The sequence below is a fragment of the Streptomyces sp. YS-3 genome (genome assembly GCF_045257485.1).
Classification (GTDB): domain Bacteria; phylum Actinomycetota; class Actinomycetes; order Streptomycetales; family Streptomycetaceae; genus Streptomyces.
Map to the genome: position 1 here is coordinate 26,220 of NZ_JBJHPC010000004.1, position 20,963 is coordinate 47,182.

Here is a 20,963-nt window from a genome sequence, read left to right on the forward strand (position 1 = left end):
TCTCGCCCTTGTTCAGGCGGCTGACGTAGGTGCGCGTCTCGGCCTGGAAGGTGTGCCCGAAACCCCGCCTCCGCCACTTGGCTGAACCAGGATGACAATCCTGAGGTCACTTGGAAGAAGTGAGGGGCGCGACCGGCGCGCCGCCGGGCCGCTGGGCCCGGCCGGTGCGGCGGTCCACTGGGGCCGGTAGGGGGGTTGGCGGATGGCGCCGCACAAGGACCGCCTGGACGCCGATCAACAGCGCAAGCAGGGCGGTCAGCGCCGCGCTGGTCCCGGCCGTGCCCCAGCCGAGGCCGCCTTCGACAGCCGGCTTGGTCAGCGAGTCCCCGCCGGCCGCCCCCAAGGGCCGGGTCAGAATGAAGGCGAGCCAGAACACCAGCGTCGTATTCACGGCCGTCAGGTAGTGCGCGGCCAGCAGGAGCAGCAGCACGCCGCAGATCACCAGGAAGGCCCCGGTGAAGCCCAGCCCGGTATCGTCCGAGAGCCAGTCGCCGGTGGAGGTGCCGAGTGTGTTGGAAGCCAGGATGGCGACCCAGTACAGTATCTCGCCGGTTCGGCTGGCGATGTTCTCAACGTCATAGGTCTGTCCGGTGCGCCACCACAGCAGGAAGACCGCTACCAGCACAAGGGTGAGGATCACCGCGCCCGCGGCATAGCCGACGCCGTGCTGCGCGCTGCCGTGCCCAAAACCGCGGTTGAGGAAGTCGGAGACCTCAGTACCGACCATGCTGGTGCCGAGCACGACCGACCAGTACAGCGCCGGATGGAAGCGGGCTGCACGCACCTGGGCAGTCACCACGGCAGCGAAGAAGCCGAGGAAGAGTATGGCGGTGGTGGCGTAGCCGAGGCCGAAGGTGATGCCGAGCAGATCGCCGGCGGTCTCGCCGAGGGTGACCGCCACCAACTTCAGCAGCCAGAACAGCAGCGTCACCTGGGGGAGTTTGCGGAATAGCAGATGGGAGGCCACCGAGCCCGGTTGTGTGAGTGCTTTCATCATCGGCCAGTGTAGGGATGCCCAGCCTCAAAGGCCCTCCCACCTGGGGCGATGAGCCGGTTATTCACTCGGATGAAGTAGACGGCGTTCAGGCGTTCTTCCCTGCGAGCCAGGGCCGGAGCCCTCGTGACGATCAGCGTCGGCGCCTGCTCACCGCCCGGCTGTGACGTGTCCGGTCCGAGGTGGGCCGTCAAGGACGCCTACGGTGTCGCTGCCGCGATGAACTGCGCTCGTCCGTGACGGCCGCATCTCCTCACCTCGGCGTCGTGCTGCCTCCCGCCGCCCTTCCGCCAAAGCGAAGCAGAGCAGCTGTAGCCGCGACGGTTCATCAATTCGCAGTGGACACCAGGTCGTACTCGGAGCACACTCCCACGGCGAGTGGCTGCTCGGCCGGCCCTGTCGTCCGCCACGACGAGTTCTTCGCTGCGGAACCTGCCCACCAGGTGCCCGCGTTCGGGTCGGCGGGGAGGCGGCTGCCTTCTTCCTGCAGCACCTCTGCTCCACCGCTCCCTGAGCAGTCAGTCGCACAGGGAGCGGGTGGCGCCCAATACCGCTCCGACGGCAAACGGACGGCGAAGGCAAGGACGGCCCTGAGGCGGTTGGTCGGGCCGGTCGCAGATCCGTTGTTCGTCATCGTGGGCTCCAGTGAGTTGAGTCGGCGGCTGGTCACCGCCGGGCGGCAGGGCAATGAAGGTGCTTCCGGGGGGTTTGCGAACTGCCCCGACCACGGCAGGGGATGACTAACCTGATGAGGGGGCGCATCCGGACTTTGCCGGGCCTGTTGCATCCACCCGGGGGAGGCATGGTGGGAGACGCGGCGGCCGGGCTCGAATGAACTCTGGAATTTACTTCGGGAGTTGTACGAAGCGGCGGGGAAACCTTCTCCGTCGGGGCCTGGCGATCGGCCTGCATGTCGGGAATTCCACGCTCTACGACTGGCTGTCCCCGAGACGGCGTGGGCAGGGCCTTGTGCGAGCACGCGTTCGGCGGGATCCGGAAGCTTGGCACGGAGGCTGTCCAGATCGGCATGGGCGGAGATTCCTTCCATGCGGGCGCCCGCGCCTTGTACGAGAGCCTCGGATGCGTCCAGGCCCCCGTAGCGGTCTACTTCCGGCAGCTCCGACGCGGGACGTTCCTGCTGGTGGTGCCGCCTGTGCGGCCCCACCACCGCTTGGTCGGTCAGTGCGGCAGGTGGCTCCAGAAGGGGCAGTGGTGGGCGGAGGCGGCATCGACGGGGTGGATTCCGCCTGGTCCGGGAGTCAATGACTGCACCGGCTGCGCGAGAGGTGACGAGGAGCGCAGGGCAGGCCAGGGCGGGGCGCCGGGGCTGTTCGGGTTGCCGGTGTGCGCGAAGTTCGTCCAGTAGTCGACCATGTGGTCGGACAGGGCGCGCTGGGCTTCGGTCAGCGGTCGCTCGGTGGGGAAGGAGGAGAACAGGAGCGGCAGCTCGAAGCCGTGCGCCGCGCCGTAGGGGAAGCCGGGGTTCGTGGGCAGGCCGGCGAGGACCGGAGCGTCCGGGTCGCTGAACTCGTAACCGTAGACGGGAAGGTCAGGTGCGTGAGCGGCGATGGCCCGATCGGCCGCCAAGGTGGTGCACGTGAGGGATCGGTCGGTCAGCACCACGGCCCAGGACAGGGCGGGCGTTGGGTGGCCCGTTGCCGGGTACCGCGCTTCGATGGCCGGGGCTGCCGGCCCGAAGGCGTCCACCAGACGGGCACGGTAGTCGTCCTCGGTGCGGATCGGGAACGCGGCGAGCGACAGACCGACGAACATCCGCATTTCATCGTGGTTGGTGCCCTGGATGACCGGCACGCGGTGAAAGTGCCCCGAAGCCAGCGCCCGACCCGGCGCCAGGGGCAGCAGCGTGTTGCCGAAGGCGGGCCGGTTGAAGGACTGCATCAGTTGCGTGGTGGCGAGGCGATCCGTGCTCTGCCCGCGCAGGCAGGCCAGCACCTCGTCTCTGGCGTCCGCGGTGCAGCCCAGCTGCCGGGCGGCTTGTGCACCGGCCGTCTGGACATCGCGCTGTGCGGCGAACGGTTCGTACGCCGGTGTTCCGGGTCCAAGGGCGCCGCGCGGGAAGGACATGAGGCAGGAACCGCTCTGGAGCACCGCCCGGTGGAAGAGTCCGACTGCTGTCGGTGAGGTGAGGTGCGCGCAGATGCTGAGGGCGCCTGCGGACTCACCGAACAGCGTGACACTGCCTGGATCACCGCCGAAGTGCCCCGCGTTCTCCCGTACCCAGCGCAGAGCGGCCTGCTGGTCCGCCAGGCCGAATGGTGGGGCGGAGCCCAATGCGGGGTGGCCGAAGTATCCGAAGATCCCCAACCGGTAGTTGACCGTGATGACGACCGTGTCACCCCGGACCGCCAGTTGTTCGGTGCGGTAGTCACTGCCGGCACCCCCCAGGAACGCACCGCCGTGCATCCACACCAGCACGGGCCGCTTGTGGCCGGACGGCTGGAATGTCGGCATCGTGACGTTGAGATAGAGGCAGTCTTCCGACCCGACGACCGCACCCCCTCCGGGAGTCGGCATCTGCACGCAGCGCTGAGCCGGCGCCGTCGCATCCCGAATTCCCTGCCACGGGGCGGCGGCCACCGGGGCACGCCAGCGCAGCGGTCCGGTCGGTGGTGCGGCGTAGGGAACGCCGTCGAAGGTGGTGTACGAGCCGTGCGGCACACCTCGCAGCAGGCCATGGTCGGTCCGTACGACGGTACTGGTCTGCCTCGCGGAGTGCGGGGTAGCGGGTTGTGCGCCGGTCGCCGGTACTGCGGCGGTGGCGGTGAGAAGGGCCACCGTGCTCAGCAAGGGGAAGAGCACCGCACGGAGCCTGCCCCGTCGGCGGGGCTGCGCTGCTGTCATGGTCGGGGACATACGTACCCACCGTTCTTGGTTGGACGGGGTCGGATGAGAGGGGACGAAGCCGGTCAGGCCGGAACGAGGCCTGGGCGGGGGGATGGTGCGGACCGGCTCGGTCAGTGCTCAATACGCTAGAACCTCCCGCGCACTGGAGGTTCAAGACACTGTGACGCACGACTCGTGGAGCATCGGAGAACTCGCGGCCGGAACCGGAGTTCCGGTCAAGACCCTCCGCTACTACTCCGACAGCGGTCTGCTGCCCGTGGCCGGCCGTAGCACCGGCGGGCATCGGCGATACGGCCCTGAGGCGTGGGAGCGGATCCAGCTCATCAGACGCCTGCGGGCGCTGGATACGCCGATCGCGACCATCACGCAGGTTGTCACCGGTGAGTGCTCCCTCGGCGAACTGGTGTCATCCGAGCTCGAAGCGGTGCAGGAGCGACTGGCCGAACTGCACTGGCGTCAGGCCGCCCTCCAGTCCCTGGACGACTGCCCGGGTGAGGAACGGCTCCGGCGTCTGGAGATCCTCTCGCGCGTGCAGCGGCTTCCGCAGGCGCATCGCACCCTCACCGATCACTGGCATCGCGAGCTGTCGGCGGCCATGCCCAAGCCGAGGCTGGACATCATGATCGCCATGCTGTCACCAGGCCCACCGCAGAATCCTGATCCCGCGACGGTCCTGGCCTACGCCCAGCTGCATCTGCTCATCTCCACACCGGATTTCAACCGCTGGACCCAGGATCACGGCGACGAGATGAGGGACGCCCGGGCTTTCTACGAGGAGATCGACGATGTTGCCGTCCTCACGGCAAGCGCTGTGGCGCGAGGTCTGCCGCCCAGTGCCGGGGAGGCGGTGAACGCGTTCGTATCCGCTCACGCACGGGCCCGGCGCGAGTCGGACTCCGCTGCCTTCCGCGTACACCTGCACGGGCTGGTGTCGAGGTCGTCCGGCTTCGACCCCCGCCTGGAACGCTATTGGGCCCTGGTCGGTACCGTCACGGGCGGGCGCGTGCTGAACATGACGGTAGCTCATAGATGGCTGACCCAAGGACTGTCGATCTCGATCGCCGAAGCTGCCCGAGCGAAATCTGTCTTCTGAGCCGCCGAGCCGCGATCAACACAAGCCCCGTCCGATCCGATGATCAGGCCACATCGCAGCGAACTCCTCGCATTTCGCCCTCAGTTCGCCCACCAGCGCGTGCAACGCGGCGTCCTCGGGGTACTGGGCCGCCACCCTGCGCAGGTTTCCCACCGCCGCCCTGGCCTTGCTCGGCCAGTCCGCGTACAGCTCACGGGTGTGGGCGTCGAGGCACACCAGCCGGGTCATGCTCGGGCGCCGCGCCGTCACGTCCGGGGTGGCGCGGTCGAGGTGCCCGGCGAACAACGCGTGACCCGGCAGGTTCCATCCCAGGACCTCACTGCGGTGGCCGGTGACGATCGCGGGGGTGGACGCCAGCGCGTCCAGCAGCTGACTGGTCGCCTCCGTCACCCGCTCGGGTGCCGGTCGTCTGCCCTCGGCCACGACCTGCCTCGCAAGCGAGCCAGGTCGTGCAGGTGCAGGCGCTCGGCCTCCTCCAGTCGCAGGGCGCGGGTAATCGTATCGAGCCTCGGGGAGGCGTTCAGCGACTGCCCCTGTTCCAGCCAGGTGTAGTAGGACGCGCTCACTCCCGCCAGCAGCGCCAATACTTCGCGCCGCAGACCTGGCACACGGCGCCGCTCCCGGCAGGGGGCACCCCCACATCCTCGGGCGTCAACGTCTCTTGAATCTTGGTTCTGGGGCACTTTCCCTGCCTCAGCACCGCCCCGGTCACCGCGCTGCCCACGACGTGACACGGGACGCCCCGAACCCTGCCCGGCTCCCCAAATCCCCTCAACTGCCGCACGGCCGCGAATCGCCCGCGCGGATGTCGCGGAACACCCGTCGCGGCGAGTCCCTACGGTGTTACCTTCCGTGTCAATCGATGCGGAAGGTACGCCTTGTGCGTGTCGATTCCGGGGGGCGGTGAGTGCGGTGGGGGATCTTGATGCGGCAGGGGGCGCCGATGCGTTCCTGCGGCACATGTTGTGGCGGTATCCGGGGCAACGGCAGCCGATTGTCGCGCTGTTGGGGCCTCGGCAGTCCGGCAAGACCGATCTGTTGCGTGCGGTGTCGCGGGCGTGCGGCGGGACCGTGGTGCACGCGGGGCTCGACTTCGAGGAGAACCCGGTCGACCCGGTCTCGGCGGCTGCCCTCGTCGCGTTCCAGATGATGCGCGGCTGGGACAACCTGCGCCGCGGGCCGGTGTTCCACCGCTTCGGACTCGGGCTGCTCGCCTTGAACGAGAACCTGGACGCGGACCGGGGCCGGGCCGCCGACCAGATACGTGAGCTCATACAGCAGTACACGCGCACCACCCGGTCGGGCAGGTTCGCCGCCGGGGTGGAGCACGCCGCGGCGACCACCATGGACGTCGTCGCCCAGGGAGCGTTGAGCCCCCTGGTCTCGGGGCCCACGCGGGAAGTCGTCTCCGCCGTGCGCGAGAAGGCCAAGCCCGTCATCGGATCCCTGTTGCAGAGCGCCGCCCGCTGGGGCGTGCGGGACGCGCTCAGGTGGCACATCAGCGTTCCCGAGGCGGAGTCCGCGCGCTCCATCGACGCGCTCATCAGGCTGAGTTCCACATCGCGGTCCGCCGCGGTCGGCCCCCTGATGGCCGCCTTCCTCGCCGATGTCAAGGACCAGGCCGAACGCCATCCGCCGCTCCGCTCCGCCTGCTCCTGCGTACTGCCCGCCCACGGCGCCCGTCGCGACCGGCACGACCACGCCTGGGTGCTCCTGGCCGACGGCGCGCAGACCCCGGCCGGACGCCGCTTCCTCACCGAACTCGCCGCCGCCCGTTCCCGCAACCAACTCGCCGACATGGACGGCTCGGGTGCGGCGGACCCGCTGCTTGTCCTTGCCGCGTGCGAGCAGTGGCAGTCCGAATGGACGTCCTGGTGGTGCGAGCCCTGGCGCTCGGCGCCGCTGACCGCTACGCCCCAGCGCCGGATCCCGCTGCTGTCCCGGGCGACCCGGACGCTGTGGGCCCGGGAGAACGACGCGGCCGTCGCCGTCGAGCGCGGGCCCGCGGCCGCCTGGTGGTACCCCGTATGGCTCGACCCGATGACCGAGGAGCAAGTCGGGTACGCGATGGACGGCTCCGACCCGTCGGCCGCCCGGCCGCTGCCCGCATCCGTCGTCCACCGGCTCACCGGAGGCCATCGGGGCGCCGTCTCCGCCGTACTCGACGAACCGTTCGCCGCGCACCCCGCCTCGCACGGTCCGGCCGTGTCACTGCTCGCGCCGGCCGACGAGGACGGCACCCCGTTGTGGTCGCACGCCCTGGAGACCAGCCTGCCCGAAGGGCTGCCCGTGCCCGGCGGCACCTGGCACACCGCCCCCGCGGTCGTCCTCGCCGCCGCCTACCTCGCCGACGTACGCACCGCACACGACCCCCGGCTGCCCGCGGCCTCGACGGAACTGCCGCGCGCCCTGGAACTCCTGCGCCGGCACCTGTGGGTGAGCACCTTCACCCACCGGCCCTCCCGCATCCGGGGGATCGGCTGGGGCGACGCCGACGGCCCCGCCACGCTGCACCCCTGGCTGGCCCGCTCCGCGCTCGCCGCGCTGAACGCCGCCCGGCCCGCGCGATCTGCGGGGACGGGCCCCTGGCACGAGGTGTTCGCCGCCCAGTCCTTCGAACTGACCGCGCTGCCACTTCCCGGAGGCGACGCGGCGGCCGTGGAGCGAAGTCTCTTCCACGACCTGGCGCTCGGCCGTTTCGCGCCGGTCGCCGCGGCGCTGGCCGACCGGTTCGACGAGGACCACCGTGCCTGGATCCGCCTGCTCGACTACCTCTCCTCGGCGCCCTGCCGACTGCTGTACGAGCATTCGCCCCAGGAGGCGTACGCCACCCTGCTCGGCGGGGTCGAGGACGGCGGGCAGACCGTCCTCGCGGTGGCCACGGCCAAACTGCTCGCTCTGCTGTGGCTCTACAACGATCCGCTGACCGAGCACACCCGGCGCTGGGACGGCGAGATCCAGGAATGCTTCACCCGCCTCGCGCACAACTCCCGCCTGCTGGACGTCAGTCCGCTCCAGCAGGCGGCGGCTGCCTTCGCCTAGCCCCGCGACGGGCGCGGCAACCCCGCACCCGTCGACCGCACCGCAAGGAGTGTCCATGCCACCTGCTGTAGGCAACCCCCGCTTCGGCCGGCTGCGCCGTCACCCGGTCCTCTCGCTCCTCGCGGCGCTCGCAATCCTGACCGGGCTCGTGTTCGGCGGCCGCTGGGGCTACGGCCGTCTCTTCCCGCCCTCGCTGACCTGCGGCACGGGCATGACCGCGACAGGGACGCCACTCGCCTGCGCGGGCGTGAACATCGACAGCGCGCCGTTCGCCGACCACGAACCCGCCCGGATGCGGGAGCTGGAGCAAATGGTCAAGTCGGCCAACGACACGGTGAAGGGCCCGTACACCAGCGTCGTCCTGATGCTGGACCTCTCGCCCGTCTCCGATGTGGACACCCTGACCTACGACTCCCTCTACCCCAACATCGAGGGCGCGCTCACCGCCGTGTGGCGGGCCAACAACACCGCTGCCTACGGCAGTACGCCCGCCATCAAGCTGTACCTCGCCAACATGGGCAGCCAGTACGGCTCGTGGGCCTCGACCGTGGCCAGCCTGAAGAAGCAGATGAGCGCCGAACGCATCTCGGCGGTCGTCGGACTCGGCCAGTCCACCGAGCAGACCCGGCACGCCGCCGCGGCGATCTCCACGCAGCTGCACATTCCCGTCATCGGATCGACGGTGACGGGCGATTCGATGAACCTCGACCCGGCCGACCCCACCGGCAAGAAGCAGATCGTCGACATGTTCCGGGTCTCCCCGACCAACGCGGACTCGGTGATCGCCGCGAACCAATACGTGTCCACCCTGAAGCCGGCCGTGACTTCCCTCGCTGTCGTCGCGGACAGTGTCACGGGCGACGACTACACACAGACGCTCGCCGAGGCGGCCAAAAGCAAGTTCACGGCGCCGAAACGCACCGTGACCGTGCTCCCGTACACCTCACCCAGCGATCTGCCCGCCGGAACGGGCCGCCAGGACTACCTGGTCCAGCAGTTCAACCTCATGCACGCCAACCTGTGCCAGGCCGCCCCATCCGTGGTCTACTTCGCGGGCCGGGGCCGCGACCTCGGGGCGTTCGTGGAGAACTGGGTGCAGGGCGCGCCCTGCGGGATTCCCCAGCTGCACATCCTCGCCGGTGACGACGCCTCGGAGTCCATCCATGACAAGGGCGTGCTGAACGGCATCGCCTCGGGCCGGGTCACCGTCGCTTACACCGCGCTCGCCAGCCCCGACGAGTGGGGCAAGGACTGCCCCGGATCCGACGCCAAGCACAACTACGACCAGTTCTGGGCCGCGTTCACCGGCCGGCCCGACCCCTGCACCGGCCAGCCGCTCACCGCCGACAAGGACGTGGCGACCCTCACCTTCGACCCATCCGACCTGGGCAGCGGGCAGGCCATGCTCACCCACGACGCGGCCGTCGCGGCGATCAGTGCGGGCCGGCGCGACGCCGTCGGGCTCAAGAACCCGGGCCTGCAGACCGGCATCCTGCACCAGTTCTACTGCGCACAGATGCTGCCGGGTGCCAGCGGCTGGCTGTCGTTCCGTGCCGACGGCAAACCCGCGGGCAAGCCCGCCCCGGTGGTCCAGCTCGGCTCCGATGGCTCGGCCAGGACGATCGCCCTCACCTGGCCCGACGGGACCCCCAATCTGAGCCTGCCGCAGCGCGGCGGCAAGGGGGCACCCGGCTGCTGAACCTCACATGAGCAGCCCGGGGCACGGTACCCGGGGGAGTGACGAGGCGGCCGGCCCGGTCGCCGGGGCCTTCCGCGCGGAGCTGGCTTCGCATCAGCGAGCCCGGGATCCCCGGGAGCCGGCTTGCCGACCGCTACCGGATCGGTACGATGGGCCTCTTCCCCACCGCTCCGGCGCCCTCGCCAACTGGCCCGTGGAGACACGTAGCCTGGGGGGGATCGCGAGTTGTCCTGGCGCTCGCGCGGCGAGCAGACCAGCAAGGTCCGCGTAGCCGGCCGCAAGTACCGCCCGCTCGCGCTCATTCTGACCGCCAGGCAGGCCGCCGACAGCCCTCATCCCGGTCCTCAAGAAGGTGCGGGTCCGCCAGCCAGTCGGGCGTTCCCGCACCCGGCCCGACGCGGTTGCCGGGGACAAGACGTACTCGTCTCGCGGCAGCCGCACCTACCTGCGACGACGTCAGATCAAGACGGTCATCTTGGAGAAGGAGGACCAGGCCGCCAACCGGAAGAAGTGAGGGCAGCCGAGGCGGTCGGCCGGCCTCCACAAGGAGAGGAACACCGTCGAGCGCCTGATCAACCACTGAAAGCCTGACGCGGCATCGCCACCCGCTACGGCAAGACCCCGCAGAGCTACCTCGCCGGCGTGCATCTCCGCGCGTCTATGATCTGGATCAACGACCTCACGCGAACCACCCTCTGATCACCACCAGATACAGGCCCTCGTGCTACTGCGCCCAGCGTCCCATGTCTGGCGCAGAGCCGATCAGGCATTCGAGGTCATTCGGGAAGCCCACGAGCGCGCAGGCGGTCAGGCGCAGGTGGCCCTCCAGACAGACCAGGTTATCCTGCCCCTCGCCTACGAGGATGAGCGGAGGGAATCGCTCACCTCTTCTGAGCGCGCGGGCTGCTTCGACGAATGGTTCGTTGGGCACGTCGAACGCCCGTAGCCCTGCCTTGATGCGTGCCGCCGCGTCGGTCGGCCGGCGGCTGCCACCCGACAGTTCCACCCAGTAGGAATAGCCGACGTAACGCGCGTCGGCCGCCTCGTCGGCGGACAGAAGTGCCCTGTTCCACGTGACGTGCGTGGGGAAGTTCTCGAACAGGTCGCGGTTCTCGCCGTACCCACGCGTAGCAGCGAGCAGAGCGCGACGTGCGAAGTTCGCCCCAGCGTCAGAGAAGTCCGGATACGTCAGCAACTGCTCGGCCTGTCCGCTTTCGGCCAGGTGGGACCGGAGGTTCTGGCCGAACCTCTTGCTGGACAGCTCGCCGCTCAAGAAGCAGGCGACCATCTCGTCCTCGCTGCTCACACCCGGTACCTGCACGACCGCCAGCATAGGATCCAACTCGCTGGCGGAGCCGCAGCCTCGTCCAGAGGTCTTGACTATTGCTCGACCTTCGGCCTGGGCCGGGGCACATCGTCGCGGTTACGCTGGCGGGACTGAAGTCGCCGATGCGGGTGTAGCGGCTGTACCTCTACAAAGAGCGGAACGCCGTCGAGCTCCTGATCAGCAAGGTGAAGGCCTGGCGAGGCATCTCCACGCGCTGTGACAAGACGCCGGAGAGCTACCTCGCCGGCCTCCACCTTCGCACTTCGATGATCTGGATCAAGGGCCTCACGCGGACCGCCCATTGACCACAATCGAATACGCGCCCTGGAGCGTACTTCCGCCGAAGTCACGCCGTGCAACGGCAGCGACGTCGGGCGTACTGTCGTGCCGCCCGTGACCTCGCCGGTTGAGCGGCTCCTCACCGGTCAGTCGAGTTGTCGTAGCAGGGCCACGTCGCGCTCGTGGGCTTCCGGAAGTTCGTAGCCACGATGCATCGCGACCTGAGTCTGTGCCGACAGGCAGGCAACCGGCCTACCATCAATGACACCGCGTCCTTCCAAAGAGCCCGCATCGAACGGCCAGGGAACGTCACACAATGGGACGACGACGCCTGCCTCCACCTCGATCACGTGGACGTCCAACTCCACGCCCTCCGCTGTTCCCGCTACAAAGGCGGTCGGCCGCGTGCTTCCGTCCACCTCGATCCATCGGTTCTCGGCCTCCCATACCCGCTGGACTCCGAAGCCGTGGTCGCGGAACACCTCGTCGAGGAGAGGTACGTCTTCGGCAAGCACCAGTACGTCCAGGTCGTGGTGCTCTCGCGTCTGCGCGCCGAGCAGCGCATCGACTCCCCAGCCACCCATGACCCAGCACCGGATGCCCCTCCCACGAAGCACTTCATAGAGATCTGCGGCAGCCTGTGCGCTCAAGTTCACCAGGCCAAGTCTGCCTCGAACTGGTGCGATTCCGAGGCACTCTCGCGTCACGCGAGACGGTCTACCGGATCAGGCCTCGACCCGAGGGCAAACCCAAAGGTTGATCGCGACTGATACGCGCCCTGGTGGGATACCGGCCCTGATCCTCAAGGAGCTCACGCACGGGCTCGGAGTTGGCTGCCCGGGGAGAGGGTGTTCCCGGGCGCTTCGTCACAGTTCGACGAGGTTGCGGCCTCCTCTGCGGAGTGGCAGGTCACCGAAGGCGGCGTCGTTGGGGGTGAGTTCTGTCGTGCGGGCGCTCTTGTACTCGTTGATGAGGATGGAGCGGTGGCATGACGTCAGGTTGGTGCTGGCGCGATGCAGGGTGAGGCAGTGCAGGAAGAGGACGGAGCCTGGGCGGGCAGGCACCGGGATGGCCTCGTGGTCGGCGGGCGTGTCCTTGTTATGGAGGTGGCTGCCGGGCCAGACCAGGGTGGCGCCGGACTCGGTGTCCATGTCGTCCAGGTAGATGAGCGCGGTGACCAGTTCCGGCAGGGTGTGCCGGTCGGTGTCGAGGTCGCGGTGCCAGCCTTCCTCGGCCCGCAGCCCGGAGGGGCGCATGCGGGCGAACCCCATGTGGAGATTGATGTCGGGCCCCAGGAGCTCACCGACGACGTCGAGGACGCGCCGGTCATTGATGAGGGCGTACCAGTCGTCACCGGCGAGGGGTGTGTTGACGATTTTCCAGACGGCGTAGGGGTTGTACGGGTCGAGCCGGGGCAGGGGGGTTTCCGACGCGGCGTGGACGTGCAGGCGGGGATGCCGGTCGGTGGCCGGCGGGTTGATCAGGGCGGAGAGCATGTGCTTCATCCGCGCCACCTCGTCCTTGGAGAAGAGGTCCAGGACGAGGTATCCGTCGCGCTCGAATGCCGCGAGATGGTTCACTTCAGGGCTCCTCATCAGGTGCCGGTGCTGCTGTAACGGGTGAGACCGCGTCGCCAGAGCACGACTGCGGGGATCATGAGCAGGGGGCCCGCCAGGGGGAACGCCCACACGAGGGGCGAGTGCGTCTTGCCGAGGATGTAGAGGCAAGGGTAGTAACCGACGAAGGCGAAGGGGACGACCGTTGAGAACGCGGCGAGGACCCACTTCGGGTAGAAGCTCATGGGCAGTTGCGCGAAACTGTCGAGCCGCCAGATCAGCATGGACAGCATGGCGTCCTGGCGCAGCCAGAAGGACAGCGAGGTGACGGCCAGGTGCAGGGCGGCGAAGACGAGCGCGGCGCCGAGGAGAGCCACGGGGATGAACAGCAGTACCTGTGCGCTCAGTTCGGCGCCGCTGACCTGGAGGGCCACTCCCATCGTGGCGAGGCCGACCACGATCTCGATCCAGACGTCCGTGTCGACCTTGGAGAAGAGGATGAGCATCAGAGGGTTGGCGGGGCGGACGAGGTAGTGGTCGAGTTCGCCGGAGCGCACCATGTCGGGGATGTCCAGGGTGCCGAAGAAGACCGTGTTCCACAGGGCACGGGCCACGGCGGTGAAGCCGGTGAGTACGGCCCACTGTGCGAGGGACCAGCCGTGGATCATGCCGGTGGTGGACAGCGCCAGCATGAACACGGCTGCGCCGGACACTGCCTGGACGAGGGCGCCCAGATTGGCGAGCGCCACCTCGCCGGGGTGCACCAGATGGCTGCGGAAGTTCATTCGGGTCGCGAAGAAGGCGACGTCCAGCGACCTCTTCCACTGCGTGAGGGGTTCAGCCACCGGCGATCACCAGCTTTCGCAGGCTGCTGCGGGTGCACAGAGCGCTCGCCGCTGTCAGCAGCGCGGACCAGATGATCCCGATGACGATGATGTGGGTGTCGACGAACGGGTCCTTCACCAGGGTGCCAAGGGGGGTATAGAAGCCGTGCGCGAACGGAGTCCACACCACGGCGTCGCGCAGGGGTGCGGGATAGAGGGAGATGGGCATCATCGACCCTCCGAGGAGGAGGAGCAGTGCTTCGCGTACCTCATTGAGGCCCTCGACACGGCGGATGAAGAACGCTGAGAGGCCGGTCATGTAGCTGAGGTTGAACAGGATGACGAAGGCGATGGCGCTCGTCAGGGCGAGCTGGAGGAGGTAGCCCACGCTGAGGTCGAAGGGGAGCAGGAGTGCGCCGCCGACGGCTGCGGCGGGCAGTCCCACCAGCGCGGTGATGCCCAGGGAACGGCCGACCGCGGCGGAGAACCACTGGCTGAAGAAACCCATGGGCATGAGTAGTTCGGTGGTGATGCGCCCGTCTCTGATCTTGGTTTCGAGCTGGCGCGCGAGACCGAGGTTGGGCAGGCACAGCACCCAAATGGTGCCCGTCGCGGCGTAGACCATGGTTTGGCGCAGGCTCAGCCAGCCCGCCGGGGTGTCGTCGCCGGCGCCCGAATACACGGCCTTCCACAGTGCGGCCTGGAGAGCGATCAGGAGCAGGGCGCCGACGCCTTGGGAGAAGGCCCTGGTCCGGTAGTGGAAGGAGAGGCGGATCTGCATGCGGGCCACGGCGAGGTGGGGGCGCAGGGTGTGGGGCGAGTGCACCGTCAGCCGGCCTTCCCGTAGAGGGCCTTGATCAGCTGTTCCAGGCTTGGCGCCTCCAGCTGGACGTCGTGGACGTGGTGATCGGAGAAGAGGGCGGAGAGTATCTCCGGGGGGAGGTCGCCGTGGGCGTACTCGAAGGTGGTGACAGTTTTTGCTGCCGTTTTGACCGGGACGAGGCCGGGCGCCGAGGGCAGGGTGTGGCCTTCGGCGTGGTGGACGACCAGGCGGCGGGTGCCGCCGCCGAGCGCGCGCAGGTCGGCGATCTTGCCGTCGTGGACGAGCCGACCGGTGTCGATCATGACGATGCGGTCGCAGACGGCCTCCACGTCGCGCAGGTCGTGGCTGGCCATCATGATGGTGGGCGCGCTGGTCTCACGGATGTCTTTGAGGAGACCGCAGATGGCCTCGCGCGCGAAGATGTCGAGCCCGATCGTCGGTTCGTCCAGGAGCAGCAGTTTCGGGGCGTGGAGCAGGGTTCCGACAAGTTCGGCGCGTGTCCTGTTGCCGAGGGAGAGCTCGCGTACGGGGGTGTTGAGGTGCTTGCCGATGTCGAGCCGGGCCACCAGCTCCTCGCTGCGGCGCCGGAAGAGGGCTGGCTCAATTCCGTAGACGCGCCGGATCAGTTCGTAGGAGTCCTTGACGGGCAGATCCCACCAGAGGCTGGCGCGCTGGGCTGCGAGATATCCCAGGTCGGCGGAGAGCCTGCGGCGCTCGCGGTGCGGGTCGCGGCCGTCGACGGTGACCCGGCCGGCCGTTGGGGTCAGAATGCCGGAGACCAGTTTCATCGTCGTCGACTTGCCCGCGCCGTTGAGCCCGATGTAGCCGACGGACTCGCCCGGTTCGATCCGTAGGTCGATACCGCACAGCGCTTCGACCTCAGTGTGCTCACGGCGGATGAGTCGGGTGAGCTTCGAACCCGTCGCGGGGCGGCGCCGTACCTGGTAGGAGCGCCGCACGGCGTCCAGTTGAACTCTCATGCTTGCTGTCCCGGGGTGGGGTTGATGCCCAGACCGTCGAGGGCTGCCACGTCCGCGGGGTCGAGCGGGTGGCCGGTGGCGTCCAGGTTCTCGGTCAGGTGGGTACGGGAGAGGGACTTGGCGACGGTGGGAATGCCGTGCGCCCGGTGCCAGCGCAGCAGGACTTGGCGCACCGTGCACCCGTACTTGTCGGCGATCGTGCGCAGCACGGGGTGGGCCAGGTCGTTCTCGCTGAAGGGGCTGTGGGCCTGGAGCGCGATGCCGCGCGCTGCGTGATGCGGGGCGGTGACGGCGTCGTAGTAGTGGGGGCCGAAGGCGATCTGGTTCACCGCGGGGGCCACTCCAGAGGCTTCGATCAGCTCGTCCACCTGCTGCGGGAGGAAGTTGCTCACGCCGATGGCGCGGACCAGGCCCTCCTCCCGGGCTTCGATGAACCGCTCCCAGATGCGCAGTGATCCGGCTGCGTCCAGGGGGGCGTGGATCAGCCACAGGTCGATCTGCCCGATGCCGAGGAGGTCGAGGCTGGTTCGCAGGACGTCTCGTTCGCGGCCCGCGTCCTCCTCGGGGAACTTGGTGACCACGATGAGCTCGCCGGGGTCGATTCCGCTGCTGCGGATTCCCGCACCGACCGCCTTCTCGTTGTGGTAGGCGGCGGCCGTGTCGATCAGTCGGTAGCCGAGTTCGATCGCCTCGCGGACGCCGCGCTCGGCGTCCTCGCCCCGCATCTGCCAGGTGCCGAGACCTGTGGCGGGCAGCTCGAACGGCAGGTCGTGCCGCTTCACTGTCCGCCGCCCTCCCCCTGCTGGGCGAAGGCCGCGCCGACGGCGGTGAGTACGTCGTGCGCGTCGGTGTCGCCGATCAGATCGAAGTAGCGCAGGGCGAAGTCGAGGTTGGAATGGTTGATGAAGTTGCTGGTGACGGCGATCGAACCGGTGACGTTGTGCACCTCGTGCGCCCAGCCGCTGGGCGTGACGACGATGTCGCCGGGTCGTTGGACGAACTCGCGGGGACGCGGGTCATGGTGGCCGTCGGCGCACCCGGGTGGGAGCAGCTGCCATTGCTCGGCCTGTTGTGGGGGGTGGAAAGTCCAGCGCTTGGTCCCGGCACAGAGCAGGTTCCAGGCGGCGCTCGCCATCACATCGACGTGCAGGGGCGAGCTCGTGCCGGCGGCGCCGATCATCAGCCAGCTCCAGTCCGGGCGTGCGTCGGGTTCGAGGGCCATCAGCCAGTTGAGTCGACGTACTTCTCTGGGTACGAGGGCCGGCAGCGCGGGATCGAACCGCGCCACCGACTGGTGGCGCAGATACAGCCCCTGGGGGTGGGCGGCGCGCATGTCGTCGAGGACTGCCGCTAGGGAGACCGTCACGGGGCGGCGCTCCCGGTCCTCGGCCTCGACCAGGCGGTCGGCACGGGCCCGCAGGTTCTCCTCGCTGAGCGCGGCGTACACCGGCCAGTGGCGTCCGGCGTCCTCCAGGAGAGCCGGTTCGGCGCCGCAGAGCAGAGCCGGGAGTGCGGTGGCGGCCTCAACGGATGCTTCATGCATAGAAGGGATCGACACGGGACACCTCCATCCGCTGGCGGCTCCAGTCGTCGCGGTGCCCGTCGAGGGCCTCGTCTCCGTACTCCTGCTCGATGTCGACACGGGCGCGCAGCGCCTGCGCCAGGTTTTCCCGTTCCGACATGCACCTGGCCCGCTTGGTCAGGACCTTCTCGCGCACCGCTTCGGCGGAGTCCGATCGCCGGAAGGGGGCCTCGGGCACCGTGACGGTGCACAGGGGGGCCGCCCAGCAGGTGGTGCAGGAGCCGGCCTGGACGGAGTCGCGGAACATGGCTAGCTGCTCGGCCCCGGCCAGGGGGTCGACTCCCCGGTCGGTGTGGCCGACAGCGAAGTCGGGAGACTGGTACTCGTAGGAGGAGTAGAGGGTGCCGTCGGAGCCGAGGACCAGGTAGTCGTTGCCGGGGATCAGCTGCATGCCGAGGAGGTGTCCGAGGCGGGCGCCGCCCTCGCGTTCTGGCTGGTTGAGCACGCGGTGGAAGGAGCGGTGCAGGAATCCGTGGCTGAAGGCGAAGTGGTAGCGCCCCGACTGCTCGCGCTCGGCATAGGTCTGGCGGTGGGAGCGTACGAAGAGGTCCCACACCCGGCGCTGCTCGCCGAAGATCTGCTCGAAGTCCGCGTAGGACTGGTCGCCGCCCGGCAGGATCAGGTCGAAGTCCCAGGCCAGAGCACGGTGTGCGGTCGGCCATTCGGAGAAGTAGCGGTAGAGGGAGGCCGCGTCGAGCGGGGCGGACAGGACGCAGATGAGCGCGACCCGGGAGGAGAAGTACTCGGGCCAGTTCTCGGCGAGCCAGTCGGTGCGCTCGCGCACGCGGTCGTGTGTGCCCTTGCCTCGCCGGTCAACGCGGTAGCGGTCGTGGTTGGGGCCGTCGATGGAGATGTTGAGGTAGATGTCGTGCTCGACGAGGAAGTCGACGATCTTCGGGGTGAGCAGCATGCCGTTGGAGTTGACCTGGAGGACGAGGTTGTCCAGCTGGGCTCCGACTTCGCGCTTGCGCTCCTCCAGGGCCAGCACGGCCTTTTTCAGCTCGTCGAACGCGAGGAGCGGTTCGCCGCCGAAGAAGTACACGGCCCGGGGGGCGGAGTCGAGCTTTTCCTCGCCCGTCACGAACAGGTCGATAGCGGCTTTCACTGCGTCAGCCTGCGGCGACGCTGTCTGGTGGGGGCGGGTGTCGGCGTAGGCGCCCCCGTAGTAGCAGTAGGTGCAGCGGATGTTGCACTGCTCGGTGGGGTTGAGCATCAGGACGCGGACGCGTGGTGTGTCCACTCGCGCGTCGGGCGGCAGGTCCGGGAACTGCCAGCCGGGCTCCTCGAACGGCATGACCAGGGATGCCAGACGGCTGATCGTCGTGGCCGGTGCCGCTGACCAGTCGGGTGCCTGGAGCAGTTGCGCTTCCTCTTGGCTGATGGCATGGATGCGGCCGGTGACGGGTGTGTAGAGGTGGTGGGTGTCCTGGTCGCGGTCGCCCTGCCACACCTTGTAGATCCAGGTGCGTTCCTGGTGGACGCGGAGGGTGACATCGCGCTCTCCGGCGTTCACGCCGGTGGCCGTCGCCGCGTGCGTGCGCAGGGTGGGCTGGTCATGTTGCGCTATCAGCTGTCGCTGCCAGGGGTGCAGGGAGCGGATGCCGGTACCGCCGGATGTCTCCTCGTCAGGTGAGGTCTGCTCGGGGTTGGTTTCTACCGTGGTGCCCGTGTTCATCCGGTTGTCTCCCGTTCCCGAGGGTGTTCCAGCAGTGCCCGCAGGCAGGTCATGACCAGGGCCGAGACTGTCGCGCTGGTGGCGCGGTTCTCCCGGTCGTCCTGGAGCGCCTCCACGATGTCGATCGCCACCACCCGCCGGGTGCGGCAGACATGCTCGACTGCGGTGAGCAGCTCGCGCAGCCGGTAGCCGCCGGCTTCCGGATGCCCGGTGGCCGGGAAGTCCGCAGGCTCGATGACGTCCAGGTCGATCGACAGGTAGGTCGGACGTTCGTCCAGGTCTGTTGCGTCCTCGGCCGGGCCGTAGGGGTAGGCGTAGGCGCAAGTCAGGGCGTCAGGTAGTGGTCCGTGGCCGGCGGGCAGGTAGGTGCGTACGCCGTACAGTTCCGCATCCGTGATGGCACCGGTCTGGAGCAGGTGGCCGAGGAAGTCGGCGTGGGTGATGTCGGTGGCGTCCGGCATCGGCCGGGCGCTGAAGTCGCAGTGCGCGTCGAAACAGAGGAACCGCAGGGGGCCGTGCACCGCCGCCGCTCCACTGGCGGCCGGGGCCGAGAGGCTGTGGTCACCGCCGATGAAGAGGGGCAGGGCGCCGCTCTGGGCGAGCTGTTTCGAGAGGCGGGTGAGGGTCTGGTAATAGGTGCCGCGGCCGACTCGTGGATCGATCGGTACGGAGCCGAGGTCGCCTATGTCGAACACCTTGCGGCCCAACAGCACCGCGCCGCGGGTCACCGGGTCGATTACTCCGCCCAGGGCGCCGTTCTCGTCAACGGTCCAGCCGTGGTCGGGGCTGAGCTTGCGGAAGATCTCCGGGCCGTGACGCTGGCCGGGAACGCCTGGCACTCCGGCGTCGAAGGGCAGTCCCAGGACGACGGCGTCGGCGGTCAGTTCCCCGCTGATTACGGCGTGCAGGTCGGCGGAGGGAAATCCGAGCGCGCCCGTGCCTGGACGGATCGGGGCCGTCACTGGATGTCCTGGTGGGTGGGGCCCGCGTGGGAGACGGTGACCAGTTGGCATTGCAGCAGGGCCACCACCAGTGCGGACACGGCCGCCACGGGTGTTCCGGCCTGCGCGGCCAGTTGGGCGACGGTCAGTCTGCGGGCCGTGATGAGGGCCTCGATCGTCGGGTGGTGCTGGGCGGGCAGGGCGAACTCCTGGTCTTTGGCCGTGATGATGACCTGGTCGCCCGCGACGTGGATCAGTGGCGGCAGCACGGGGGCCAGCTCCACCACGTCGTGCTCGGAGGGGCGGGCCCTGCTCACGTCCCAGGGCAGGCTGGCCAGGCCGCGCCCGCCGGCGGCACGGCGCTCCGCGGCGAAGAAGTCGCTCAGGGGCAGGTCTTTCGCCTCGCCCAGGAACGCCTCGATGATCCTTTCGAGCTGGGCCTGGTGGGCCTCGGGGGAGGCGTTGCGGTCGAGGCTCTCGCGGATCTCTGCCCGGGACAGTGCTTGGCGGGCGGCCCAGCGCAGCCAGTCGTATCCGGTGCGGCGGGTGAACGTGAAGGTGAGGTGCAGGCTGGTCTCCCCCCCTCCACGGACGGTGTGCCACCAGCCCCGGGGTACGTGGATCACGTCGCCCGGTACCAGGGTCTTCTCGAACAGGGTGGTCTCGGGGCAGTTCACCGGGTCGCTGTCGCCGTATTCGGGCAGCGGGAACTCCTCAGACGGCCCGTGGACCTTCCAGTGCTTGGTGCCCAGGAGTTGGACGACGAAGGTGTCGACCTCGTCGAAATGGCTGTCGAATGCCTGGGCGTCGTCGAAGGTGACGAACAGGTTGCAGGCGGCGGTCTCTCCGGTGATGCGCATGACGTCGTCGGTCGCGGCCCGGACGCCGGGATGGATGCGGTCCAGGGAGTCGATGATCAGTGTGGCGCCGGACCGCATGAGTGCGAACACCCGTGGCAGGTCGAAGACTTGGTGCCCGTCCAGGGACGTCTTGTACTGGTGCTCGGGCAGTCGCTTTCCCTGTGCACACAGAAAGAAGTCTGCCGGCACGGCGGAGCCCCGGGACAGGATCTCGTTGAGGCCGCCCCAGGAGAAGCAGTCACTCAGAAGCGAGGGGTTCAGGTGCCGGAACACGACATCATTACTGACCTGATGGGTTGAGAAGTCCGGTCCGAGCTCCGCCGACAGGGCACGGCCGAACTGCGAGGCAAGTTTTGTCATATTACCTGAATCACCCTCATACGGCTGCGGAATGCCTGCACAGCGAATTCCGTGCGCGCCGAA

General features: G+C 68.7%; 18 protein-coding genes and 1 pseudogene. 4 read left to right on the forward strand and 15 right to left on the reverse strand.

Annotated elements, in window-relative coordinates:
- Positions 1-106: 106 nt before the first annotated feature.
- Complete coding sequence (locus ACJA3G_RS00860) at positions 107-931, reverse strand: hypothetical protein (RefSeq protein WP_406550882.1); 825 nt, start codon at positions 929-931, stop codon at positions 107-109.
- Positions 932-2,173: 1,242 nt separating this feature from the next.
- The gene (locus tag ACJA3G_RS00865; protein WP_406550883.1) at positions 2,174-3,814 is read right to left on the reverse strand and encodes a carboxylesterase/lipase family protein; all 1,641 of its coding nucleotides are present in this window, start codon (positions 3,812-3,814) and stop codon (positions 2,174-2,176) included.
- Between the two features lie 205 nt (positions 3,815-4,019).
- Between ACJA3G_RS00865 and ACJA3G_RS00870 the strand changes: the two genes are divergently transcribed.
- Positions 4,020-4,952 carry a MerR family transcriptional regulator gene (locus ACJA3G_RS00870; protein WP_406550884.1) on the forward strand — a complete coding sequence of 311 codons (933 nt, stop codon included), beginning with the start codon at positions 4,020-4,022 and terminating at the stop codon, positions 4,950-4,952.
- 15 nt (positions 4,953-4,967) lie between these two features.
- On the opposite strand, the gene ACJA3G_RS00875 is transcribed toward ACJA3G_RS00870, so the two are convergent.
- A complete protein-coding gene (locus ACJA3G_RS00875) occupies positions 4,968-5,375 on the reverse strand; it encodes a hypothetical protein (RefSeq protein ID WP_406550885.1) in 408 nt (135 codons plus the stop codon).
- Entirely contained in the window at positions 5,339-5,914 is a 576-nt protein-coding gene (locus tag ACJA3G_RS00880; protein WP_406550886.1) for a helix-turn-helix domain-containing protein, read from the reverse strand. Before ACJA3G_RS00880 ends, ACJA3G_RS00875 begins: the two co-directional genes overlap by 37 nt.
- A gap of 43 nt (positions 5,915-5,957) precedes the next feature.
- Here ACJA3G_RS00880 and ACJA3G_RS00885 point away from each other — a divergent pair, with 43 nt between their 5' ends.
- The 3 genes and pseudogenes from ACJA3G_RS00885 to ACJA3G_RS00895 all read left to right on the forward strand — a co-directional run.
- A complete protein-coding gene (locus tag ACJA3G_RS00885) occupies positions 5,958-7,994 on the forward strand; it encodes a hypothetical protein (RefSeq protein ID WP_406550887.1) in 2,037 nt (678 codons plus the stop codon).
- Positions 7,995-8,049: 55 nt separating this feature from the next.
- Positions 8,050-9,693 carry a hypothetical protein gene (locus ACJA3G_RS00890; protein ID WP_406550888.1) on the forward strand — a complete coding sequence of 548 codons (1,644 nt, stop codon included), beginning with the start codon at positions 8,050-8,052 and terminating at the stop codon, positions 9,691-9,693.
- Positions 9,694-9,927: 234 nt separating this feature from the next.
- Positions 9,928-10,392 (forward strand): annotated as a pseudogene (locus tag ACJA3G_RS00895) (IS5/IS1182 family transposase); the annotation flags it as partial.
- A 25-nt stretch (positions 10,393-10,417) separates the two neighbouring features.
- Here the strand turns inward: ACJA3G_RS00895 and ACJA3G_RS00900 are convergent.
- From ACJA3G_RS00900 to ACJA3G_RS00950, 11 genes are all read right to left on the reverse strand, one after another.
- Positions 10,418-10,999: a hypothetical protein gene (locus ACJA3G_RS00900; RefSeq protein WP_406550889.1), complete on the reverse strand. Its 582-nt coding sequence runs from the start codon at positions 10,997-10,999 to the stop codon at positions 10,418-10,420.
- 446 nt (positions 11,000-11,445) lie between these two features.
- Positions 11,446-11,955 carry a nucleotidyltransferase domain-containing protein gene (locus ACJA3G_RS00905; RefSeq protein WP_406550890.1) on the reverse strand — a complete coding sequence of 170 codons (510 nt, stop codon included), beginning with the start codon at positions 11,953-11,955 and terminating at the stop codon, positions 11,446-11,448.
- Positions 11,956-12,165: 210 nt separating this feature from the next.
- A complete protein-coding gene (locus tag ACJA3G_RS00910; RefSeq protein WP_406550891.1) occupies positions 12,166-12,879 on the reverse strand; it encodes a phytanoyl-CoA dioxygenase family protein in 714 nt (237 codons plus the stop codon).
- Positions 12,880-12,893: 14 nt separating this feature from the next.
- The gene (locus ACJA3G_RS00915; RefSeq protein WP_406550892.1) at positions 12,894-13,700 is read right to left on the reverse strand and encodes an ABC transporter permease; all 807 of its coding nucleotides are present in this window, start codon (positions 13,698-13,700) and stop codon (positions 12,894-12,896) included.
- Positions 13,693-14,505 (reverse strand): ABC-2 family transporter protein, encoded by an 813-nt coding sequence (locus ACJA3G_RS00920; protein WP_406550893.1) that lies wholly within the window; start codon positions 14,503-14,505, stop codon positions 13,693-13,695. The genes ACJA3G_RS00915 and ACJA3G_RS00920 overlap by 8 nt, the downstream gene beginning before the upstream one ends.
- A gap of 2 nt (positions 14,506-14,507) precedes the next feature.
- The gene (locus tag ACJA3G_RS00925) at positions 14,508-15,482 is read right to left on the reverse strand and encodes an ATP-binding cassette domain-containing protein (protein WP_406550894.1); all 975 of its coding nucleotides are present in this window, start codon (positions 15,480-15,482) and stop codon (positions 14,508-14,510) included.
- Positions 15,479-16,264 (reverse strand): aldo/keto reductase, encoded by a 786-nt coding sequence (locus tag ACJA3G_RS00930; protein ID WP_406550895.1) that lies wholly within the window; start codon positions 16,262-16,264, stop codon positions 15,479-15,481. The genes ACJA3G_RS00925 and ACJA3G_RS00930 overlap by 4 nt, the downstream gene beginning before the upstream one ends.
- Entirely contained in the window at positions 16,261-17,025 is a 765-nt protein-coding gene (locus ACJA3G_RS00935; RefSeq protein ID WP_406550896.1) for a cupin-like domain-containing protein, read from the reverse strand. Before ACJA3G_RS00935 ends, ACJA3G_RS00930 begins: the two co-directional genes overlap by 4 nt.
- On the reverse strand, positions 17,018-18,739 hold the full coding sequence (locus tag ACJA3G_RS00940) for a radical SAM protein (protein ID WP_406550897.1): 1,722 nt from the start codon (positions 18,737-18,739) through the stop codon (positions 17,018-17,020). The genes ACJA3G_RS00935 and ACJA3G_RS00940 overlap by 8 nt, the downstream gene beginning before the upstream one ends.
- Positions 18,736-19,701 carry an arginase family protein gene (locus ACJA3G_RS00945; protein ID WP_406550898.1) on the reverse strand — a complete coding sequence of 322 codons (966 nt, stop codon included), beginning with the start codon at positions 19,699-19,701 and terminating at the stop codon, positions 18,736-18,738. Before ACJA3G_RS00945 ends, ACJA3G_RS00940 begins: the two co-directional genes overlap by 4 nt.
- Positions 19,698-20,900: a JmjC domain-containing protein gene (locus ACJA3G_RS00950; RefSeq protein ID WP_406550899.1), complete on the reverse strand. Its 1,203-nt coding sequence runs from the start codon at positions 20,898-20,900 to the stop codon at positions 19,698-19,700. Before ACJA3G_RS00950 ends, ACJA3G_RS00945 begins: the two co-directional genes overlap by 4 nt.
- Between the last annotated feature and the right edge of the window lie 63 nt (positions 20,901-20,963).